Origin of the sequence: Paenibacillus sp. 481 (assembly GCF_021223605.1) — a bacterium.
Classification (GTDB): domain Bacteria; phylum Bacillota; class Bacilli; order Paenibacillales; family Paenibacillaceae; genus Paenibacillus_B.
In genome coordinates, this window is record NZ_CP075175.1 from 4,957,569 (window position 1) to 4,979,578 (window position 22,010).

The 22,010-nt window shown below is 39.8% G+C and carries 12 protein-coding genes and 1 pseudogene; 12 read left to right on the forward strand and 1 reads right to left on the reverse strand.

All coding sequences use genetic code 11. The features are described from left to right. Window positions 1-367: 367 nt before the first annotated feature. Window positions 368-631 (forward strand): annotated as a pseudogene (locus KIK04_RS21655) (peptide chain release factor-like protein); the annotation flags it as partial. A gap of 94 nt (window positions 632-725) precedes the next feature. Here KIK04_RS21655 and KIK04_RS21660 read toward each other — a convergent pair. Continuing rightward, window positions 726-2,126, reverse strand: a complete 1,401-nt coding sequence (locus tag KIK04_RS21660; protein WP_232275718.1) for an APC family permease — start codon at window positions 2,124-2,126, stop codon at window positions 726-728. A 937-nt stretch (window positions 2,127-3,063) separates the two neighbouring features. Between KIK04_RS21660 and KIK04_RS21665 the strand changes: the two genes are divergently transcribed. The 11 genes from KIK04_RS21665 to KIK04_RS21715 all read left to right on the forward strand — a co-directional run bounded on the left by KIK04_RS21665 (window position 3,064) and on the right by KIK04_RS21715 (window position 21,999). Next, the gene (locus KIK04_RS21665) at window positions 3,064-4,026 is read left to right on the forward strand and encodes an ABC transporter ATP-binding protein (RefSeq protein ID WP_232275719.1); all 963 of its coding nucleotides are present in this window, start codon (window positions 3,064-3,066) and stop codon (window positions 4,024-4,026) included. 19 nt (window positions 4,027-4,045) lie between these two features. Continuing rightward, window positions 4,046-5,194: an ABC transporter permease gene (locus tag KIK04_RS21670; protein WP_232275721.1), complete on the forward strand. Its 1,149-nt coding sequence runs from the start codon at window positions 4,046-4,048 to the stop codon at window positions 5,192-5,194. Next, a complete protein-coding gene (locus KIK04_RS21675; protein ID WP_232275723.1) occupies window positions 5,191-6,321 on the forward strand; it encodes an ABC transporter permease in 1,131 nt (376 codons plus the stop codon). Before KIK04_RS21670 ends, KIK04_RS21675 begins: the two co-directional genes overlap by 4 nt. A gap of 108 nt (window positions 6,322-6,429) precedes the next feature. Next, window positions 6,430-7,497, forward strand: coding sequence for an ACP S-malonyltransferase (locus KIK04_RS21680; protein ID WP_232275724.1), 1,068 nt, complete (start codon window positions 6,430-6,432; stop codon window positions 7,495-7,497). Window positions 7,498-7,513: 16 nt separating this feature from the next. Next, window positions 7,514-9,415: a polyketide synthase gene (locus KIK04_RS21685; RefSeq protein WP_232275725.1), complete on the forward strand. Its 1,902-nt coding sequence runs from the start codon at window positions 7,514-7,516 to the stop codon at window positions 9,413-9,415. A 29-nt stretch (window positions 9,416-9,444) separates the two neighbouring features. Beyond that, window positions 9,445-10,689 carry an ACP S-malonyltransferase gene (fabD, locus tag KIK04_RS21690; RefSeq protein WP_232275727.1) on the forward strand — a complete coding sequence of 415 codons (1,245 nt, stop codon included), beginning with the start codon at window positions 9,445-9,447 and terminating at the stop codon, window positions 10,687-10,689. A 20-nt stretch (window positions 10,690-10,709) separates the two neighbouring features. Continuing rightward, a complete protein-coding gene (locus KIK04_RS21695) occupies window positions 10,710-15,380 on the forward strand; it encodes an SDR family NAD(P)-dependent oxidoreductase (RefSeq protein WP_232275729.1) in 4,671 nt (1,556 codons plus the stop codon). Between the two features lie 16 nt (window positions 15,381-15,396). Next, complete coding sequence (locus KIK04_RS21700; protein WP_232275731.1) at window positions 15,397-20,292, forward strand: type I polyketide synthase; 4,896 nt, start codon at window positions 15,397-15,399, stop codon at window positions 20,290-20,292. A gap of 108 nt (window positions 20,293-20,400) precedes the next feature. Then, window positions 20,401-20,925, forward strand: coding sequence for a GNAT family N-acetyltransferase (locus KIK04_RS21705; RefSeq protein ID WP_232275732.1), 525 nt, complete (start codon window positions 20,401-20,403; stop codon window positions 20,923-20,925). A 52-nt stretch (window positions 20,926-20,977) separates the two neighbouring features. After that, entirely contained in the window at window positions 20,978-21,712 is a 735-nt protein-coding gene (locus KIK04_RS21710) for a thioesterase II family protein (protein WP_232275734.1), read from the forward strand. 62 nt (window positions 21,713-21,774) lie between these two features. Continuing rightward, window positions 21,775-21,999, forward strand: coding sequence for a hypothetical protein (locus tag KIK04_RS21715; RefSeq protein WP_232275735.1), 225 nt, complete (start codon window positions 21,775-21,777; stop codon window positions 21,997-21,999). Window positions 22,000-22,010: the final 11 nt, after the last annotated feature.

Sequence of the window (22,010 nt, forward strand, 5' to 3'; positions counted from 1 at the left end):
ACACTCTTTTTTTTTCGATTTCAACTCGAGTTCAATATAGATGAAGATTTAACTTTTTAGCTATAACCGTTGAAGCAACGTGGTGAGATATTTAATATGCCTAGAAGAGTTATTCCGTTAACTGTTGGACCGAATAACTTGGAAATTCTAGATATTGTGCGCTCATGATTCATGTATTGATGTGTTAGCTTATTCTTTTGAGTGGAAAGAGATAGAGTGGTAACTCTTTTTTGATTTAATTAATAATTGGGTTATAAATAATTCCATTTTATAAATTATTAAATTTTTTAAGGTTAGCCAGATTACTCTGGTTAACCTTATTTTCCATTTATTTAAACCTAAAGAGGATAATACTTCGCGCTTTTTGGAACAAGCTATGACGAGATTGTGTTCTAAACTTTATGAGCGTAAATTAGAAGAGCAGCAGCGCCAGTTAGCATCGATTCGTGGTGAACAATCGGATATCGCCTGGGGCAGTTAGATTCGTTCCTATACGTTCCATCCATACAGCATGGTCAAGGATCATCGTACTTCAGTAGAGACAGGTAACGTCGGTGCCGTAATGGACGGCGATTTGGATGCATTTATCCATAAATATTTGCGCATTGTTATTGCTAGCAATAATGATTAATGGCTTGAATAGGTAATGTGATGAATTGTAAAAGAGCATATGAGGAGCGGGGACGTAGTTTTCCCGTTCCTTTATTATGTAAAATATATTGTTTCTAGAAGTTGCGTCCTATCCTTTCTTCGAGCGGAAGCGGAACAATGACCTTGCCCGAGTTATCGGTATCATTCATTGCAAGAGAAGGCGCAGGCTTACGAAAACCTTTGGTCAAAAACAGCAGTATGACAAAGCCGAGACTGTTCCATACGGCTCCCAGAACTAAAGCGATATGACTGATGTTGTACCACATAAGCGCAATGAAGATAATACCGAGCAACGGCAGAAGGACATATTGAAGGACTCCTTTAACGGAATGGTTCCTTTGTTTGAAATAGTAATGTCTTATTACACATAAATTTACAAATGTAAATGCAATGTATGCTCCGAAACTGATGATCGAGGCCACTTGATCCAGTGTCAAGTACAGTGAGAGTAGACCCCCGAACACTCCGGTAAGCACAATATTGAAGACAGGGATACCCGTTTTCGGATGCAGATAACCGAAAACCTTGTTCGGTAGCACCCGGTCTCTCCCCATCGCAAATAGCAAGCGTGAAATGCCCATTTGGGCGGAGACACCGCCGACTAAACAGCTGGCAATGACGACGCCAAGAAAGAACGAAGAGAACAACATTCCGCCAATCGTTTGGGCAATCTCGAAGGCTACTCCGTCAGGATTGGAGAATATGGTGACGTCAGGAAATGCCGTTTGCATAAAGTAAGTGAGTATCACGTACGTAATTCCGATAAAAAGCGCCAAGGACAGCATGACTTTTGGAATGGTTTTCGTCGGGTTATGCGTCTCCTCAGCAAGTGTGCTTACGGCATCAAAACCGATGAAGGTGTAAGCCACAATGACAGCTCCGGACAGTAGCATTGGGGCATTGAGCGATGAGGAGTAAAAAGAATGCAAGGAAATTAGCTGCTCCTGTCCTTGAACGCTCTGATAATGAATCAATAGTATAACGAACAGCACTATTGTGATGAGCTGAATGATGATCAGCAGAGTCGTAAAAGAAACGGCAATTTTCACATTAAATAAATTCGAGAGGGTTATGATCGTCATAATGGTAACAACCCATATCCATAACGGTACAGAAGGAAATAAAGGCGCTAAATAAATGGTGACGGACAGTACGTATGTAAGGGGAAGAAATAAATAATCCATTAAGGCGCCCCATCCGACCAAAAATCCTATATTCGGATGGAACGTTTGCTGAACATAGGTGTAGGCTGAACCTGCCTTAGGATACACTTTGCTCATCTTGGCATAGCTTAGCACCGTGAATAAAATGGCTACTGTAGCAAATACATATACCGCCGGAACATGGCCATTGGTAATTTGGGAAGCTATTCCAAAAACAAAAAAAGCGGAAGTAGGTACCAGTAATCCGAGTCCTAGTATAAATACACTAAAGAAATTCAATGTTCGTTTTAATTCCCCATTGCTGGAATTCATGCTGTTTCCTCCTTTTAGGAAAGATTTTAGAAATTAATTACATTAACATCGAGAATATTTGTCAGTAACTAAAAGAACTGTAGCATATTATATTTACAGTTTCAAACTATTATTCAGATGCTGTAAAATAGTTATGAAAGTTTTAATTTTTGTAAAATATAACATATAGAGAGGGCCGCTCAGTGAAGGGAGAAATCGGGTAGATAAACGAGGGCTGAAAGAAAGAAGTACAGTAAAGGCACGTCTCGAGCGTTATGAGTCATGATGTATTAAGCAACAGGAATAAATACCGAGTGGCGTAAAAGACTGGGGATGGTTGGATCGTAAGGCAAGTAAGACAAGTAAGGTAGGGATTTCGTCCATCTAGGACTAAAGTAACCATAGATGTATTATCGCGTATGCATGAAGTGTGTTAAAGACTACAGTAAGAAACAAATTCAATCATTCTAATATCTAAACAATATCTAGCATGGAAAAACCCGAACAACTTGACACTGTCCTATATTATGACAACTATTGACAAAGTTTATTAACGGGAGTATCATTTGATCGTGATATATGTCGTTTTATGACGTATTAATGCTATCAATGGTATTGATAAAGATGAAGATGAATATAACAAAACCTGACTGGCAATAATCGCTGTTTCGGCACGTTATTGGTCATAAGGAGACATAACAAGTAGCTTGAGTAGTGCGGTGAGAAATATGGCTGGACGAGAGGGCGAAGCTATGTTTTTGTGAAAAATGTCGAAAATTATACATGAGTAATTAGGCACAAATAAATAAGAGCAAGCGACCTATATATAAATGGATATAGGTCGCTATTTTTTTTGTAGATTGAGTTACACAATGTGGAGCTTGATTAAGTCGATCATTAATGATGGAATTCATTCGAATCTTCTAGCATTTACTATTTATTAATGTGGGGGTAGAACATGACGACCTGTATTATGGAGGATGTGCGTACGATAATCGAAGTTTCAGACGTGGTCAAAAAATACAACGATTTTGATGCGTTGAAAGGGGTTAATCTGAGCATACGTGAAGGTGAGATATTTGGGTTACTAGGCCCTAATGGGGCTGGGAAGTCTACGTTGATGAATACGATATTAGGACTTTTACGTTTAAACAGTGGCTCAGTGAAGATACTCGGCAAAGACTTTTCAACACATGCAACAGAAATTAAACGTAACATTGGTTACGTTCCTCAGGAAATTGCTCTATTTGAAACGTTAAATGCGATAGATAATGTCACTTATTGGGGCAGATTGTATGGTCTGCGAGGAAATGAGTTAGGACAGATGGTTAAGCAGGCATTGGAGTTTACGGGACTGTGGGACAGAAGGAAATCGATAGTAAACACCTTTTCAGGCGGCATGAAGCGAAGGCTCAATATTGCTTGTGCGATTGTGCATAAACCACGTGTTCTATTTATGGACGAACCAACGGTTGGGGTTGATCCGCAATCACGCAATCATATCTTGGAATCTATCCGTGAAATGAATAAAGAAGGCACGACAGTCATTTACACGACTCACTATATGGAAGAGATTGAAGCAATCTGTGACCGCGTCGCTATCATGGATTTTGGCCAGTTAATTGCACTTGGGACAATTGACGAATTAATCGCAGACCATATCCACGAACAGTGCCTAAGATTGGAATTCACTGCTAATGCAGCGGAAGCTGTCAAAGTAATCGAGTCCTTTGATGGAGTGTTGTCCTTTAGTGTTAACGAAGAGATATTAGAAATTAAACTAGACAAAGATGACAGATGTATTCCTCTTATATTAGAACAATTAATCAAGCAACACTTTAATATGAAATATATGGAAGTATACAAACCGAATTTGGAAACTGTTTTCCTCCAATTAACAGGTAAAAAGTTGCGTGATTAATCGGAAAAGAGGATATGCAATGAATATTTTGTTCGAGATGTTCTATGCGGTTAAACGGATGATCATGAATCCAAAAGAAATTTTAATTAATTTGCTTACTTATGCTATCATCATTTTCATTTTGGGTTCGGTATTCGGTAGTACATATGATATACAAAAGTCTTTGGGAAAGGTCACAATAGCTTATGCAAACCTTGATTCAGGCAGGTATGGCGCTATTTTTGATGCTGCTTTACATTCAAATGATGTTACTCAGCTTGCGGAACTAAAGCCGGTTACGTCATTAGATGATGGCAAAGCTCTTATTAATAAGGATGAAGCAGATGCCTTTATTTATATTCCTGATAATTTCTCTGACGATAGAGTTCTCCCCCATGTCGTCAATGTCTACTTATCAACAGATTACGGTGTTCCTACGCTGGTTGTTAAGAACATTGTAAGTAGTCTAACCAATTTGATGAATACGTCTAGCGTTATCTACAACATAACAGGACAAACGGAAGTCGATGCGATGAGTTCCGAGCCGCAGAAGAATAATGAAGAGAATGTCAAAGAACAATCCTTAGCAAGTTCAAGTTTGCAAGCGACGACTGCGATGGGGTATTACAGCATAGCGATGATACTGATGCTATTATTATACGGGCAAGAATACGGTATTTTTATGGCGTCTCAAGACTATTTGGGCACTTTAGGTAAGCGAATGCGCTTGTCTGCTGTGAAACCGTACGAACAGTATATTGGCAAAGTACTTGGTTTATCATTGGTGACCTTTTTCCAAGGGGTCATCTTATTCTTGTTTACAAAGTACGTATATGGTGTGGATTGGGGAAACCATATTATAGTTGTACTTCTTACTCTGTTTATATTTTCCATACTCGTTACACTACTTGGGTTGATGCTGGTTATTATTACACGTGACATTCAAAAGGCACAATCAATATCCAGTTTTATAACGCTGGGGGGGACTTTCATTGTTGGCGGCTTTGTAATCGTGGACTTTGGATCAGTTGCCTATCTATCACCAAGCTATTACGCTAAGACTGCTCTTTTCAATATCATATATGGGAATCAAGTGGAACAGGCACTTATTCATATTGGATTAATGATATTAATTTGTGTCGGACTTGTGTTTGTAAGCCTGGCTGCTTCGAGGAGGACGGTAGAATGACAATATTTTTTAATTGTATTAGACGTGTTTTCCAGAAGGGTTGGAGTTTGTTGTTTATTTTTGTGATACCGATTTTATTGACTGTTTTTTTGATTGTAGCAACATCTCAGGAAGTTCAATATAAAATTGGGATCATAGATGAAGACAAGACCATGTTCACTCAAGATTTTATAGAACAGTTGAAGGGGCAGTACAAGGTTATTAATTTGACGAGCAATGATGATGTCAAAAGCATGGTTATTAATTCAAAATTAGATGGTGGGTTTCTTTTTCAGCAGGGCTTCACCGAAAGCTTGTTGAAAGGTGAGGACGTCTCTGTATTAATCTATGATTTGGCAGGTACTGACATCTTTGGTCCTGTAAAAATGTATGTGTCAAGCTATGTATCTTCTGCAAAACAAATTGCAAGAGCGTCTGGAGGTGATGAGAAGATTTTTTACCAAGGCATAGACGCCTACAAGAACAGCGCGTTTAACGTTACATATGAAAGTGCGCTTAAGTATGCAGGTTCAGAACGAGACGTCAGCAATGCGGTAAAATCATTAGGATTCATTGCTTCTGGTATGATATTTCTCATGACATTCTCCAGCAGCTTAATCTTGCAAGATAAATTATCAGGTGTGTATGATCGTATTGCAGTTACGCCTGTATCAAGACTAAGTTATCTTATACAAAACATGCTGGCATGTTTTGTGATCGCTGCTGTTCAATCCGTATTGTTATTGAACGTTATATCTAGCATAGTAGATTTTCAATTTTGGCAGACCACTGAGCAGAAGCACGAAGTGTTGCTCGTGTGCTTGGTCTTCTCCCTTGTTTGTGTCGCTCTAGGTGTAGCAATCAGTAGATTCTCGAATACCCGCCTGATGGCTGGTTCGCTCTCGACTTTAATTTACTTTCCTATGCTAATGCTGGGGGGGTGTTTTTGGCCGCGGGAGATTATGCCTAAATTTGCGCAGCAGATCGGAGATTTTTTTCCGACGACATGGTTTTTGCAAGCAGGTAGAGATGTTATAGCCGGGAAAGGTATTGCTGCTTCTTCACAGCAAATGATATATATGCTTAGCTTTGCAGCTCTACTTATATTTGTTTCCTTTATCGTAAGGGACGAAAAGGTAAGGACGTGATAGGAACATAGAAACAATTGTGGTAGATCAAAAAAGGAAATGGTATGCAAAGACAGGTCGTAATCCAATGGATTACGACCTGTCTTAACATCCAAGGAGGGAGCATTTATGCACAACATAGCGATCTTACTGCCAGGTATAGGATCACAATATTTAAAAATGGGAAAATCCATGTATGATAACTATGCATCAGCAAAGAGGGTTTATGATATGGCTGACGAGTGTCTAGGTTATCAATTGCGGGAACGAATGATGTACGGTGATATTAAGGAATTCAATGATCAAACATTTGTGCCGGCAGCTATTTTGACAACGAGCATTGCGTTTTTTACTGTATTTCAAGACGTATTTAATATGAAGCCGGCTTATTATGCAGGTCGCGATATAGGAGAATTGTCGGCATTAGTTTGTTCAGGGGCAATCGATTTTTCAGATGCACTTCATTTTATTGTAGAGCATAGTCAAATTACTCTGTCCCAAAACGATGCATCAAATAAGGAAGAAATATCGTTTCGGTTACAGGAACTTATTGCAAAACTGCCCTTAAAAAAGCATGTTAAAAACGTTGTTACTGCTGTAGATGGAAAAATATATACAGGCAGTGAAGATGTTGTGAAGGTAATGTTACAACCTTATACCCAGACCCGATGGAAAGATACGATTCGATATATGATGGACCAAGGTATTTATCGCTACATTGAAATAGGTCCTTCCAACATGTTGCGTTCTCAGGTTTTAGATGTTGAGCCTGCAGCACGTGTTTTTACCATGGATTATGAAGGCGACCCTTATTATTCTACAGAACTGTTTAAGAAAAGAAAGTTATTTAATAAGACGTATTTGTTGTCAAGGATGTTAGGAGTTGCAGTCAGTGTACCAAACCATAATTTTGACGATACGGATTATGTTCAAAATGTCGTTACGCCATACAATCAGTTGAAAGACATCTATGATAAGTACTCGTCTTCCAATGAACAACCTTCCGACTCACATATGGCAGATGCAAGCCGCTATTTTATGCAAATTATGCATGGAAAAAAGACTGATGCAAATGAGATAAACCTAAGACTATCGGATCTTCAGGAAGAAACTCTCGTTGAAGATGTTGATATGTTCATTGAATTGAATAAGGCCGCGTTACTAACAAAAGGCACATCGTTTAGTGATATGTCTTAAGGAAGGAGCGAACGATATGATAACAACTAAAAAGACGAAGGCAATGGACCTCGTTATCTCCATGTTCAAAGAAGGAAGAATAGATAAAGCAGAGGCGAGTCAATTATTAAAGGGACTGAATTCGCAAAAGACACCAGTTGCTATAGTTGGGATGGGTTGGAAATCTCCTTTGTCGGATAATTATAATGACATCTGGGATGTAATATCGAACAAGCGCACGTTAATACAGGCATGTCCAAAGGATAGAATAACACGTGCCGCGCAATTATTGGGTGGATTAGATACAGATGAGCGTAATTATCATTATGGTGCCATCTTATCAGATATCGATCGGTTTGATTACGAATTGTTTGGTATACCGCATAAAGATGCATCATTAATGGAACCTAGCCATAAAATCATGCTTCAAGCTGCTTACCGGGCACTTGAAGATGCAGGTTATCTTAACACAGACCGTAAAAATGAGATTACAGGTGTGTATATCGCCGCTAATTTTACTGCTAACCAATTAGTTAATTATCTGAAGCATATCGGTGATATCAACATGAATTCGTATATGTTGAATTGGACGAGCTTTCTTGCTACTCGCCTTTCACATCAATTTGATTTGCGAGGTCCTTCAACGGTGATTGAGAATAGCTGTGTTACTGCTGCATTAGCGCTTTATGAAGCTTGCAATTTGCTTGAAACGGGTAAAATTACGTCAGCACTTGTCGGGGGAATGAATATTTCCCATTTGCTTGATAACAGAATAGCATTGAATGAAGTTTTTCATCATGCGCCGGATATTGCGAGTAAAGGCTATGATGATGATCCTGGAGGTAACTATTTAGGAGAAGGATCAATCGCCTTGTTTTTAAAGCCGCTTGATAAGGCTGTGGCGGATCAAGACCGGATACATGGGATTATCCGGGGGATACATACAAATAACAGTGGGGCCGCCATTAGCTTTCTGAATACAAGTTCGGAAATGATTTCACAAGTCGTACAGGGAGCGCTTAACGATGCGAATGTACGAGCGGAAGATATTACGTATGTTGACGGTGAAGGGTATTGTGAAAGTATTGAACAAGCGTTAGAAGTTAAAGGATTGATTAGTGGCTTTCAAGCTTCTACACAGAAAAAACAATATTGTGCACTGGGCATATCGAGTGCGAATCTAGGTTATTCAGAAGCAATGCTAGGTTTGAGTAATGCGGTGTGTTGTGCGCTTGCCTTAAAGCATAAGCAGATACCGCCTGTCTATAAATTTGATACCCCTTCCTCCTATTTGGATTTTATAAATTCTCCATTTTATGTAAATGACAAATTGAAGGACTGGGAAGTTGAAGAAGGGAAAAAACGTATCGCCGCATCGTTTTCTTACGGATATGGCGGAGGGAATGCACTTACCATTTATGAAGAGTATATCCCTGAAGAACGGAACTCCCAGCCATGGATTAAAGATTCTTATTTATTTTGTATTTCGGGGCACACGCTTGTTTCCTTGCAACAGACAATCAGCAAATTTGCGGAATTTGTAAAGCAATATAAGGATACGGAGTCGGCTAACGTGCTTGATTTTTCCTATACGGTTCTAGCGCGTCGCCAGCATTATAGTCCGTATCGCCTAGCGGTTGTATACCGTACATTTGATGACCTCTATGAGACGTTAAGCCAATGGATCGTCGATAACAGATCCAGTGGTGATATTTATTATGATGAGAAAAGAAGAAAGAGCGTTGCGGAAAATCGTGATGTCGAGCAAGGCATGCTATCTTCTTTTGACAGGTATGATATGCGTGAAATAGCGGAGTACTATGTGAACGGTTATACCATTGATTTTAATAGGTTGTTTCATGACGAACAATCTAGATTGATTGATGTTCCAGGTTACAGTTTTACACAATCGAAATGTTGGATAGGGGGGGGAGATTAGGTCGTTGTTGAACGGTCTAATCAATTATTATGATGAGAAAAGCATTCTATTTTCCAGGGCAAGGTTCACAGTATGTTGGCATGGGAAAAGCACTGTGTGAAAATTCTAAAATCGCTTCAGATGTATTCGCTGAAGCAAGTGATGCGTTGTCACTTGATCTAAAGAAGTTGTGTTTTGAAGGTGACCAAGCGAATTTAACATTAACACATAATGCCCAGCCTGCGATTCTAACTACAAGTGTAGCCATGTTTCGTGTATTGATGGATAGGCATATGATTAAACCCGACTTAATGGCTGGACATAGTTTAGGTGAGATTACTGCACTCACTTGCGCAGGTGCCATTGATTTTGCCGATGCTGTTAAAATTGTGCGCAAACGGGGAGAGTTGATGCAAGAAGCGATTGCACCGGAAGCAGGTTGCATGGTGTCCGTCTTGATGCGTGATGTGGAGAAACTTGAGCATATTTGTCGTTCGGTTACTCAATTAAACGAAGTCGTAAGTATCTCAAATTATAATTCACGCACGCAAACCGTTATTTCTGGACATCGTAAATCTGTTGAGCAAGTTGTAAATGTACTGAATGAAGAGGGGATAAAATCGGTTTATCTCAATGTAAGTGCTCCTTTTCATTGTAGCATTATGCAACCGGTCGCAACGCTCTTTGAAGAAGAACTTCATAAATACCAATTTAATCATTTTACAATACCTGTACTTTCTAACGTAACAGCTAAGCCTTACCTTAGCAGTGAGGATATCATCCCTAATCTTACAGCGCAAATTTACACACCTGTTCGCTGGGTAGACTGCATGCTCTATGCTAAAAAATATATGATCAAGTACGGTGTGGAAGTAGGTCCGGGACACGTACTTAAAAAATTGATGAATAACATTTTCGGTGACACGCCTATATTTGCGTATGACCATATTGATGATATCGAAAAACTTGAAAAACAGATTCAGGATACGGCTATTCCGTTTTTGTCCAGAAGTTTAGGTATTTTTGCGGCTACCCGTAATCATAATTGGGATAGTGAACAATATCAACGAGGGGTTATTGAACCTTATAACAAGTTAAATGCACTTCAGAGCGAGATTGAGAAGGAAGGAAGAGCTGCTACTGAAGATGAGATGCAACAGGCTATTACGATGCTACTAATGATGTTCGAAACGAAGCAAACAAGCCGGGAAGAACAGATCGCAAGATTAAAAGAGTTATTCAGAGATTCCAATACAGAAACCATGTTCGAGCATTTTGATTACAATGCAATTTAACAAAAGAAGGGGGCTATCCAGTGGATTTGAATATGATCAAGCAAATACCGTATTCGCCATCCGATTCCGATTGTCATGAACCTTCTGTCCAGGATATAGCGATCATTGGTTTACATGCACAGGTTGGAAAAGCCAACAATGTTCAAGAGTTTTGGGATTATATCCGTAATGGGATGGATTTGGTCACTGATTTTCCGCAACAACGGTATGAGGATGCGGTTCGATCATATCAATACATGCACCAGAAGGAAATACCTGAAGGTTTAGGACAATCTGCTTATATGGACCGAATCGATTTATTCGATCCAAGTGTATTTAATATCTCACCTCGGGAAGCTGAGTTTATGGATCCAGCGCAGCGTATGTTTTTGGAGTCGGCTTGGACAGCGCTTGAGGATGCCGGCTATGGTGGCGGTTGTTTAAAAGGAAGTCCGACAGGTGTGTTTGTAGGCTATACAAGTCCGCCTGATGCCTACCGTTCGTTGCTGAAAGAGAATGATGCGCATACGTACGGAATTTCAGTTTCTGGAAATGTGGATGCCATTATCGCAAGTAGAATCAGCTACATATTAAATCTAAAAGGGCCGGCAATTAATATTGATACGACTTGCTCATCCTCTTTGGTAGCTGTGCATACGGCTTGTGAGCAAATTAAAAATGGTAGCATTACAATGGCGATTGCGGGTTCTGTTCGCTTCAGAATGATACCCGCACCTGAAGTAATTGAGAACAAGATGGGAATTGAATCTTCTTCTTCGAGAACGAAGACGTTTAACTATGATGCAGACGGTACAGGTACAGGAGAAGGTGTTGTATGTTTTATCCTGAAGTCGTTACGCGATGCAGTCCGCGACCGCGATCATATTTATGCGGTTATTAAAGGAGGAAGTGTCAACCAAGATGGAGCTTCGGTTGGCATAACTGCACCAAATGCTGAGGCTCAAGAATCTGTCATAAGAGGGGCATGGAAAGACGCTCGCATCAATCCTGAGACGATATCATATATTGAAGCGCATGGTACAGCAACAAAACTTGGCGATCCTGTGGAAATTAACGGAATAGAACGTGCGTTCAGCCGAGTGACGGACAAGAAACAATTTTGTGCAATCGGATCTGTAAAAAGTAACGTGGGTCACCTTGATAGTGCAGCAGGAGCGGTAGGGCTACTTAAAGCAGTATTAATGCTGAAGCATAAGCAATTACCTCCAACGCTTCACTTCACAGCACCTAACCAAAAGATAAATTTTTCATCATCACCTGTTTATGTTAATGATAAGTTACGTTATTGGGAGTCGTCGCATTATCCAAGACGATGTGGCATTAGCTCCTTCGGCATGAGCGGAACAAACTGCCATGTCATCTTAGAAGAAGCCCCACAAGTAGAAAGTGTAACATACAGTCCAGAACAGTCTCGAATATTTACCGTTTCAGCCAAAGATGAGCAGACTGTTCGCCGTTACATTGAGCAGTATAAGCAATACTTAAAGCAAATGCCAAACTGCAATCTTGATGATTTATGCTATACCGCGAATGTCGGGAGAGTTCATTTTGAATGTCGTTTTGCGATGATTCTTCATTCTCCGGATGATCTTTTTGCGATTAGTTTCACACAAAATGTTACCGATAACCGATATGTCTATGGCCAGCATAAAATAACGGATTCCGATATTACGGATGGATATATTCATCGCAATACGGTGCAATTACTGTCGCAAAAAGCTGCTGAAATCACGCAGCAAATTATTCATGAGTCGGACGAAGAGCAATATAAGGGCTTATTAAATGCATTAATGGCACTATATGTCCAAGGTGCGACTATTGACTGGGAACAATTATATGGCAGAGAAGAACGACGTAAGTTGAGCATTCCTACTTATCCGTTCGATCACAAAAGATATTGGATTTCGTTACCGTCGAGACAAGAAAAACCATTATTTGAATCTCGCAAAGAGAATCTACATCCATTAGTTCATACATGTGTGTTAGATACCCATCGTATGCATGTATATATGACAAAGATGAATGTTGAACAATGTTGGGAATTAAAATGTCATATGATAAATGGTGTTCATGTTTTACCTGGCACTGTTTTTTTTGAAATGGCCGTATTCGTTAGTACTCGCTATTTAAAACATGCTCAATTTGATATTGAGAATCTATTATATTGTGTTCCTTTTGCTTGTGGCAGGGATGAAACTCGTACGATTCATACCATCATAAAAGAAGAGCATGGTGTCATTACAGTAAATTGCTTTAGTAAAAACGATCAGGAAAGTGAATGGATCCATCATTTAGAAGTGTCTGTGCGCGGAAGAAAACATGCAGCCCCTAAAAATATGTCAATTGACATCCCTTCCATTATAGCTCGTTCTGAGGTAATGGATAGGCATACATCATTGGCACCTAAAACAATTGTAGAAATTAAGGGGAATAAGTGGAACAATCTATCGGCCCTTTATAAAAATGATACAGAACTTTTACTTTATTTCTCAGTTGATAAGGCCTTACTAACAGAATTGGATCAATATATACTGTTTCCGTCTTTACTTGATCCGGCCATTAATTCTGGAAATTTGATTATTAATGATGTCTTTTTACCGTTCTCCTGTGAACAAGCACGCTTCTATCAACCTCTTCCGGCTAGAATGTATAGCTATATTAAACTAAAAGAGCAAGATCGTGTAACGGAGGAGTTTGCGGCTTTTGACGTCACGCTACTGGACGAGGATGGTCGTATCATTGGGGAGCTGAACAATTATGTTATTAAAAAAATCCATGATGAGGAGAACTTTATGAAGTCATCCCAACATCAGTATAGAACGACACACTGGATTGCTTGCCCTGACCCCTTTGATAAAGTGGTGAATGTTGTGAAGGAAGACGATTGCATACTCATCATGTATCGTCGAGAGCAACTCAATTCGTCTTTGATGTTGCAGATGCGACAGTACTTTGGAAAGCGGATGATAGCTGTAGAGTTAGGAGAGGCATGTGATTTTGATACCATTCTATCTTCATTGGCGAAGGAGAATATTAAATATATTGTTCATATTGCTTCGCTTATGTATGAAGAGGTGCAAACAGCCTCACAGCTTGTAACTGAGATGGAGTTGCTCTTCAAAAGCACATTTAATTTGATAAAGGAATTACTTAACCAAGATGTTCGTCATTCCATAAACTTGGTTATGTTCACCTCAAATGCAACGAAAGTAACTGGTGAGGAAGAATGGATTCAACCATTGAGCTACGGATTGAGTGGTATGGTCAATTCGATTGGCAGAGAGTATGCGAACATAAAGACACGCGTAATAGATATTGATAACGATACGTCGGCAGACGTTCTTATCGAAGACATGCTTAGTAATGAATCGTTGCATGCTGTGTCCTATCGAAAAAATGTGAAGTATATGCAACAACTTAACAATGTCACACAGGGAACAACTCTTGATGGTGAACAAATGACGTTAATTGATAACGGGGTTTATATCATCACAGGTGGGTTAGGCGGCATGGGGTTAGCCATGGCCCAATACTTATTCCACCTTAATCCAACTATACATATTGTATTACTTAATAGAACTTATTCAAGAGATACGTTTTCGCATCTATCGGATTCTACTGATCCAGTTCTGCGCAAGAAACTGGAGCAGGTGCAAAGCCTTTGGTCTCAAGAGCATTCATTGGATATTGTGCAGGTCGATATTGCTGACTATGAACAAATGGATGATGTAATACAGCAATTACGAGAAGCACATGGAGCGATCCGTGGGGTGATACATGCTGCGGGTATTGCTGGAGATGGGTTCATTATGAATAAGACATGGCAAACGTATGAATCGGTCTTAAGCCCGAAAATTGCCGGAACCTGGATATTGCATGAACTGACACGCGAGGATCCATTAAGCTTTTTTGTGATGTGTTCTTCTTACTCCTCCATATTTGGTTCAGCAGGACAAAGCGATTATGTCGCTGCGAATGCGTTTATGGATAGTTTTTCATATTACCGCCGTGCATTAGGGTTGCCAAGTTTGACCATCAACTGGACAGGGTGGCGTGAATCAGGGATGGCGGCAGCAAGTGGTATACGCGAAGATGGGGTGTATGTGCGATTCCTTGATGATGAAGAAGGAGCCGCCGCGTTCTGGCATGCCTTAAAAACAAAGCTGCCACAGGTACTGATCGGAGATATTGATTATAAAGCATTAGAAATGGAACACGACAAACTTATCATCAGTTTGTTTGCGAATAGTAGCAATCATAGAGGTAACGATCAGAGTCATCGGAGTAAGAGAACTAACCCCGAGGATAAAGAGATTGTTGTGATCGGGAAGAGTATGAGCGATATTACTGACATTGAAAGAAATGTAATCTACGCTTGGTCACAAACTCTCGGCACAGATCAAGTAGATATCCATGCTAAGTTTTTTGAATCGGGTGGCAATTCATTGCTTGCTGCATATCTTCAAAAAGAACTGGATAAGTTCTACCCCGGTATCATCGTGATTACGGATATGTTTGTGTATTCTACAGTAGTAGAAATCGCGCAACATATAGAGAAAAAGACAACGAAGAGCGACAAGATAACGATCAAGGAAGAAAGTGGTAGTGACATAGAGGATATGTTAGACCAATTCGTTGCAGGTGATATGAATATGGAGCAGGTGCTAGCGCTGCTGGATAAGCGCAATTAAAAGGAGGGATTTAGCTATGAATACTGTGAAGAAATTTATTTTAGAACAACTCAGCAAGAAGCATATTTCCCAAACAGAAGCAGTAAGTTTGTTAGCGAAACTTCAACAAAATGAAGAAGACGAATTAACCGAAATAGCGGTCATTGGCGTTGCAAACAGGTTGCCTATGTCAAAAAATGCAGGGGAATACTGGGATAATTTAGTAAATGGTAGGTTGTGCTTTGTACCGAAACCTGAAGATAGACTCGTTTTTGACGAGATGATCTTAAAGAATATTGCTTTTGGCGAGTATATCGGCTATACACCTTCGCCAGAAAATTATGACAAACTTGAACAGTTTCAAGGTGGTTATATTACGGATTGGGATAAATTTGATGCCGCCTTTTTCGGGATTCCTCCACGGGAAGCGCGCTATATCGAACCTGAGCAAAGGGTATTCATGGAAGCTGCGGTGACAGCAATCGAAGATGCCGGTTATAGCATTCCGGCGATAACCAATTCGAACATGGGTGTATTTGTAGGAAAAGATCAAACAAACTCTATCCACTATAAATACCTGACCGAAGATGATCAGATGAAACTAAGTGGATTTTGGAGTGGTATCTTAGCAAGTCGTATTAGCTATACGTTTAACTTAAAAGGGCCAGCTTTCATCGTTGATACTGCCTGCTCTTCCGGACTTGTCGCCATACATGAAGCGTGTAGTGCGCTTCGCAATCAAGAGTGTGATATGGCACTAGCCGGTGGGATTAACCTCGGCATCGCTGGTCTAAATATGCAAGATAGTGCTAACAAGGAAACATCAGATGAGGATATGAATATTATGGACTCCGTCCAATCCACAGATTATCTCATCCGCACCTTCGATAAGAAGAGTAGTGGTACAGTGTTCTCTGAGGGTGTAGTTGTTTTCTTATTGAAGCCACTAAAGAAAGCGATAAAAGATGGCGACCACATTTATGGTGTGATAAAGGGGAGCTCAGTAAACAATGATGGGGCTTCAAACGGTATCACTGCTCCGAATCCCCTTGCTCAGGAGGAAGTCATCATTAATGCGTGGAAAAGAGCTAACGTTTCACCTGAATCTATCAGTTACGTTGAGACACATGGTACTGGAACGTTGCTCGGTGACCCGATTGAAGTTACTGGCTTATCTAATGCTTTTTCAAAATTCACGGATAAAAAGCAATTCTGTGGAATTGGTTCTGTGAAAACAAACATTGGACATTCGGTCGGTGCTGCCGGCCCAGCAAATCTATTAAAAGTTCTTCTATCTATGAAACATCGGATGTTACCACCGAGTCTTCATTTTGAGGAGACGAATCCATACATTAATTTTATCAATTCACCATTATATGTAGTCGACAAATGCATGGACTGGGATAGCGGGGAAATGCCGCTGCGAGCAGGAATAAGTGCATTTGGTTTTAGTGGAACCAATTGCCACCTTATCGTGGAAGAATATAAGGATTCTGATCGGTTACCAGACCCGACTTCAAATCATGTACTTTCTCTATCGGCAAAAACTGAGACCGCTTTAAAAAGCCTAATTCATAACTATGAACAATTTCTTGAGAACGAACAAGATATACCGATGGGTAACCTATGCTATACGGCGAACACGGGCCGGGGGCATTATACATATCGAATCGCTATTGTCTTCAATACTCTCAAAGACTTAAGAGAAAAACTTACTATTCTGAACAAAAATGATTTGAAAAATATGGTCAATCATGGAATTCACTATGGAAAAAATCATGTCGTATCGGATAAGCGGCAAAGTATAAATGAAGGCGATATTTCAACTAGTGAGCTAAATCGCATAACACAAGAAGCGCAAAACCTTGTATTAACAGGGAGCGATTTAGGTGAAAATAGTTCACAACTTTCCCAGCTTTGTGAGCTTTATGTGAAAGGAGCCACAGTTGATTGGAAACAGTTGTATCAAAATGGCGCCTATAAGCGCGTTTCTTTACCAACATATCCATTTGATAGAACGCATTATTGGGCTGAACCGGTTACAGCGGCACAATCTATTCTTAGGAAACCGGATAGTACGAAATTACATCCGCTTGTTCATCACTGTATGGTTGATTCGATGAAGCAAAGTGTGTATCTCATTAATCCCGAACTAGCAAAAGAATGGGTTATTACCGACCATAAGCTTATGGGCACCCATCTGCTGGTCGGAACGGCATATCTTGAAATGATTAAAGAAGCATGCCAGCATTGTTTTAACAATGCAAATATTGTGATTCAGGATCTCGTTTTTATGGCCCCATTGCTATCTTATGAGGGGGATATGGATATCCATATTGTTATTACCCAAAACGACGTTAATGCAGATTTTTCGGTTGTCTCTAGACGTGAGGAATCGACTGGGGACGTGTGGATAGAACATTCTAAAGGCACGGTTTGTATGCATGATGATGCGCCGTCTAAGCAGTTACCATTTTCAGAAATAGAATCAGATCCCGCTTTGAAAAAGTTTAGTATTAAACAAGGCTTAGAAGAAAAAGTGCTAATTAATACTAGTTGGGAGAATGAAAATTATTTTGGTGAGCGTTGGGATTCCATCATGAATTTCTTCACCAGAGCAAATGGTGATCGGGATGAAATTATTACCGAGATACAAATTCCAGACAAGTATTTGTCTGATTTAGACCATTTTTCTTTCCATCCGGCATTGGTTGACAATGCAATTAATATACCTGTGATCCAACTCTATACGGGTGGGCGTAAACTATTGCCTTTCTCGTATAAAAACTTAAAATTTTATCGCCGAGTTCCGCGTCATTTTTATAGTAAGATTACTATTTTGACGAAAGATAATAACACGGAAGTGTTTACGTTCCGTGTTTCACTCGTAGATATATCCGGCAATGTTATTGCAGAGGCGGAAGAAGTCACGCTTAGGCAAATTAGCAAAATGAATGAGTTTAATAAGAACGCCTATTACGGAATAAACTGGATGTTGCAACCGGCAACGATACAAAAAACTCAGAATGTGCAAGGTGATATATTAGTTTTTTGTGACCAGGGCGAACATTATGCTCGTGCACTTGCAAAACGAATCCAGCCTCAAGACAGTCGATTGTTTTTTGTCTCAGTTGGCAAAGAATTTAGCCAAATGGATGAAACCCAGTTTACGGTTGGTAAAAATGAGGAAGATTATGACAAACTGCTTGCTGCGATTGGTGTGAACAATCTTCGTTCCGTATATCACTTCAGCACTGTTGACTTTGCACGAACGGATGTATTGGCGGAGCAATATGGAGAAGAATTACATCAAGGTCTCTATAGTGTGGTTTATTTGACCAGAGCGTTACTTAAAACGATCAGTGATGCTGTCGATTTTGTATTGTTGACTGACTATGCCCATGAAGTAACAGGGGAAGAAGCTTATATCAAGCCTGCACACGCAGCTTTTCTGGCAGTAACCAAGTCGACGGTGACAGAGTATCCGGGTCTTCGCTATCGTTGTATCGACATAGATGAAGCAACAGATATGGAGACTGTACTAGATGAGGTGTTGACGGAGAATCCAACCTTCCGCATCGCATATCGAAACAATCAACGATTCACGGAAGCACTTACTGTGATCGAACCGAAACAAGAATCGATAACGGAGCTGGAAATTAAGCAAACAGGCGTCTATTTAATTACAGGAGGAACCGGTGGATTAGGGTTGCAAGTGGCAATAGATTTAGGAAATAAGGGAGCGCGAACCATTTGTCTTCTAGCTCGTAAAGCATTGCCTGACCGGTCAACGTGGCAGACCATACTGTCGAATGGGGATCGTAAACTTAAAACCCTGATTGAATCGATCTTATATCTTGAAAACTTAGGATGTACCATTTTGCTTCGCTATGCGGATGTTAGTGATATGGCACAAATGGACAGCATTCTATCAGAGCTAAGAGCCGAATATGGCCCTATTCATGGCATTGTCCACTGCGCTGGTATGGCAGGAGATGGATTCCTGTTTATCAAAAATATGAATGCATTTCATGATGTCATAAGACCAAAGATTAATGGTACGGTAGTATTGGACGCTCTGACGAGAGGAGAGAAGCTTGATTTCTTTATCCTGTTTTCTTCGATGACGTCTTTGTTAGGGGGACCGGGGCAAAGTGATTATACTGCAGCGAACGCGTTCCTCGATGCATATGCGCCGTACCTTCGGAAAAAAGGTATACCTGCGCAAACTGTGAATTGGCCAGGATGGAGCGAAGTGGGTATGGCGGTAGATTATCAGGTTGCTGATGCCGTCACCTTATTCCGTTCACTGGAGACAGAAGTAGCTATTCAGGCGCTAAATGAGATTATAAAGTACGATTTAAGCAATGTAATACCAGGGCAAATCAATTATGACGTTCTTCAACAAATAGGGGAGAATCATCTTCCGTTTAAATTATCGGCATGGTTGAAGAAAAATCTTGATCGTCATGTAAGTCGTCACAATACACAGAAAAAACAAGTAGCAAAACAGACGATTACACCAGAAGATATACAAATTATAGGTAAAAATGATAATTATACGACTACAGAGAATGAAGTGGCGTTCCGCTATGCTATCGTGTTGGATTTAAGGGAGATTGATATCTATGAGAGTTTTAATTCTCTCGGAGGGGATTCCATTCATGCGATGGAGCTCTTAAAGGAAATTAATGCGATATATCCTAGAACGATTGATATTACGGATATTTTTACGCACTCTTCCGTAGAAGAATTAGCGGGGCTCATTGATAAGAAGCGAGGTATCGGTCAAGAACAATCCGATGATAAGGCGATTATTGTACCGAATTATGAATTGTCAGATGACGATATTATGTCCATGTTAGACAATGTGGAACAAGGCAATGTATCCTCTTTTGATGAAGCGATAAAAGTCATTAAAAATGACAAATAAATGATACTTAATGGTATCACTACAGAGTGTCGAGAAGGTCCGATGGACTTTCTCGACACTTTTATTTTTATAGGGAGGGTCTCATCTATTTTAAAAGGAGATAAAAAAATGATTGAATTACGAAAAATAACCGGAGATAACATAGATGAAGTAATAGCACTTGAAGTTGGAGAAAACCAGAAAGACTTTATCGAAACTACTAATCTCAGAAGCTTTGCAGACGCTCATATGTTGAACGCAGACGGGATACCAGCGGCTCCCTTTGCCATTTATGCCGATGGAGTTGCGGTCGGATTTTTGATGTATATTTATGATACGTTGGATCATGAATCATTTGAAAATGAAGTTTTTTACGGAAAGAAGAGCTATTTTATATGGCATATTATGATTGAAAAGAGTTATCAGGGGAAAGGATATGGCAAACTTGCCTTTGAAAAAATGTTGATGGATATTGAAAATAGGCCATATGGGGAAGCAGAATATGTAGCCCTCTTTTATCGAACAAGTAATGTCAAAGCTAAAACGTTATACGCTTCATTTGGTTTTGTAGATACAGGCATCATTCAGGATAATAATTCGATGTTGGCGATTAAAAATCTAGATGAGAAAATAATAGAATCCATAGTAAAATAGGATCTATTTGAAATAAATGTATGTTTCTGAATGGATGGAAGGGGTTATTCATATGGGCAATGAGATTAAACTATTTTGCATTCCTTTTTCAGGGGGATCCGCCGAAGTATATCGCAAATGGAGCAAATCGCTAGAGAATAATATCCAATTATTACCTGTTGAATTGCCGGGCCGTGGCAAGAGAATATTTGAGCCACTTCTGGATGACATAGATACTATTGTTGAGGATATTACTACTACGATAGCAAGCAACGTTGCTTCGAACGACGATTATGCGATATATGGGCATAGTTTAGGTTCATTACTTACGTTTGAAACGTATTACAAGTTAATCGAGAAGGGTGTTCATAAACCGCAGCATATTTTTTTTAGCGGACGTAACGCACCGCAAAATAGGTATAACCGAACTTTAATTCATCGATTGCCAGATGAGCAATTTTTGCATGCGGTTATGAGTTATGGAGGCAATACGCATGAAATAATCGAAAATAAAGAGTTGCTTGATTTATTCTTACCGATATTGCGTGCTGATTTTAAGATATCAGAAACATATTGTCACCAAGAGAAAAAAGATAAGATCGCTTGTGATATTACAATCATAAATGGTCGCAACGACCACAGTGCTAATAGGTATGACATGTCCGAGTGGAGCTATTATGCAGGTGGGGCAGCGACTTTTCATACGGTAGATGGTGGACACTTTTTTATTACAGAGAATTATGGACCTGTTGTGGATATTATCAAGCAAACATTGACTATATCAGATGGAATTATAGAAAGTCCATGATTGCTCGTTTTATTGTGAACTAATTTTCATTTATCCTAATTTGGAAAAGAGGTTTTGAATCCATGAACAGCAATATGATTTGGGGGATCGCATTATTAGCGCTAAGTGTGTTTCTTAAGCCGATAATGGCGATTGTGGGGCTGAATGAAAGGTTGTTCGGCTTGCACTGGCAAGGTGAAACTTTGTTTTCATTGAGTCCATTAGTATTTCGGATTATTTTGGCATTAATTGGGGTTGTTATGCTGATTATCGGCGGTATGCAAGTTGCAAAGCAGAAGAATAAATAGTTGAAAGGATA

What these genes read in the sequence shown, in the direction of transcription:
- KIK04_RS21660 (WP_232275718.1), bottom strand. Translation starts at nt 2,126, where the DNA reads ATGAATTCCAGCAATGGGGAATTAAAACGAACATTGAATTTCTTTAGT.
- KIK04_RS21665 (WP_232275719.1), top strand. Translation starts at nt 3,064, where the DNA reads ATGACGACCTGTATTATGGAGGATGTGCGTACGATAATCGAAGTTTCA.
- KIK04_RS21670 (WP_232275721.1), top strand. Translation starts at nt 4,046, where the DNA reads ATGAATATTTTGTTCGAGATGTTCTATGCGGTTAAACGGATGATCATG.
- KIK04_RS21675 (WP_232275723.1), top strand. Translation starts at nt 5,191, where the DNA reads ATGACAATATTTTTTAATTGTATTAGACGTGTTTTCCAGAAGGGTTGG.
- KIK04_RS21680 (WP_232275724.1), top strand. Translation starts at nt 6,430, where the DNA reads ATGCACAACATAGCGATCTTACTGCCAGGTATAGGATCACAATATTTA.
- KIK04_RS21685 (WP_232275725.1), top strand. Translation starts at nt 7,514, where the DNA reads ATGATAACAACTAAAAAGACGAAGGCAATGGACCTCGTTATCTCCATG.
- fabD (WP_232275727.1), top strand. Translation starts at nt 9,445, where the DNA reads ATGATGAGAAAAGCATTCTATTTTCCAGGGCAAGGTTCACAGTATGTT.
- KIK04_RS21700 (WP_232275731.1), top strand. Translation starts at nt 15,397, where the DNA reads ATGAATACTGTGAAGAAATTTATTTTAGAACAACTCAGCAAGAAGCAT.
- KIK04_RS21705 (WP_232275732.1), top strand. Translation starts at nt 20,401, where the DNA reads ATGATTGAATTACGAAAAATAACCGGAGATAACATAGATGAAGTAATA.
- KIK04_RS21710 (WP_232275734.1), top strand. Translation starts at nt 20,978, where the DNA reads ATGGGCAATGAGATTAAACTATTTTGCATTCCTTTTTCAGGGGGATCC.
- KIK04_RS21715 (WP_232275735.1), top strand. Translation starts at nt 21,775, where the DNA reads ATGAACAGCAATATGATTTGGGGGATCGCATTATTAGCGCTAAGTGTG.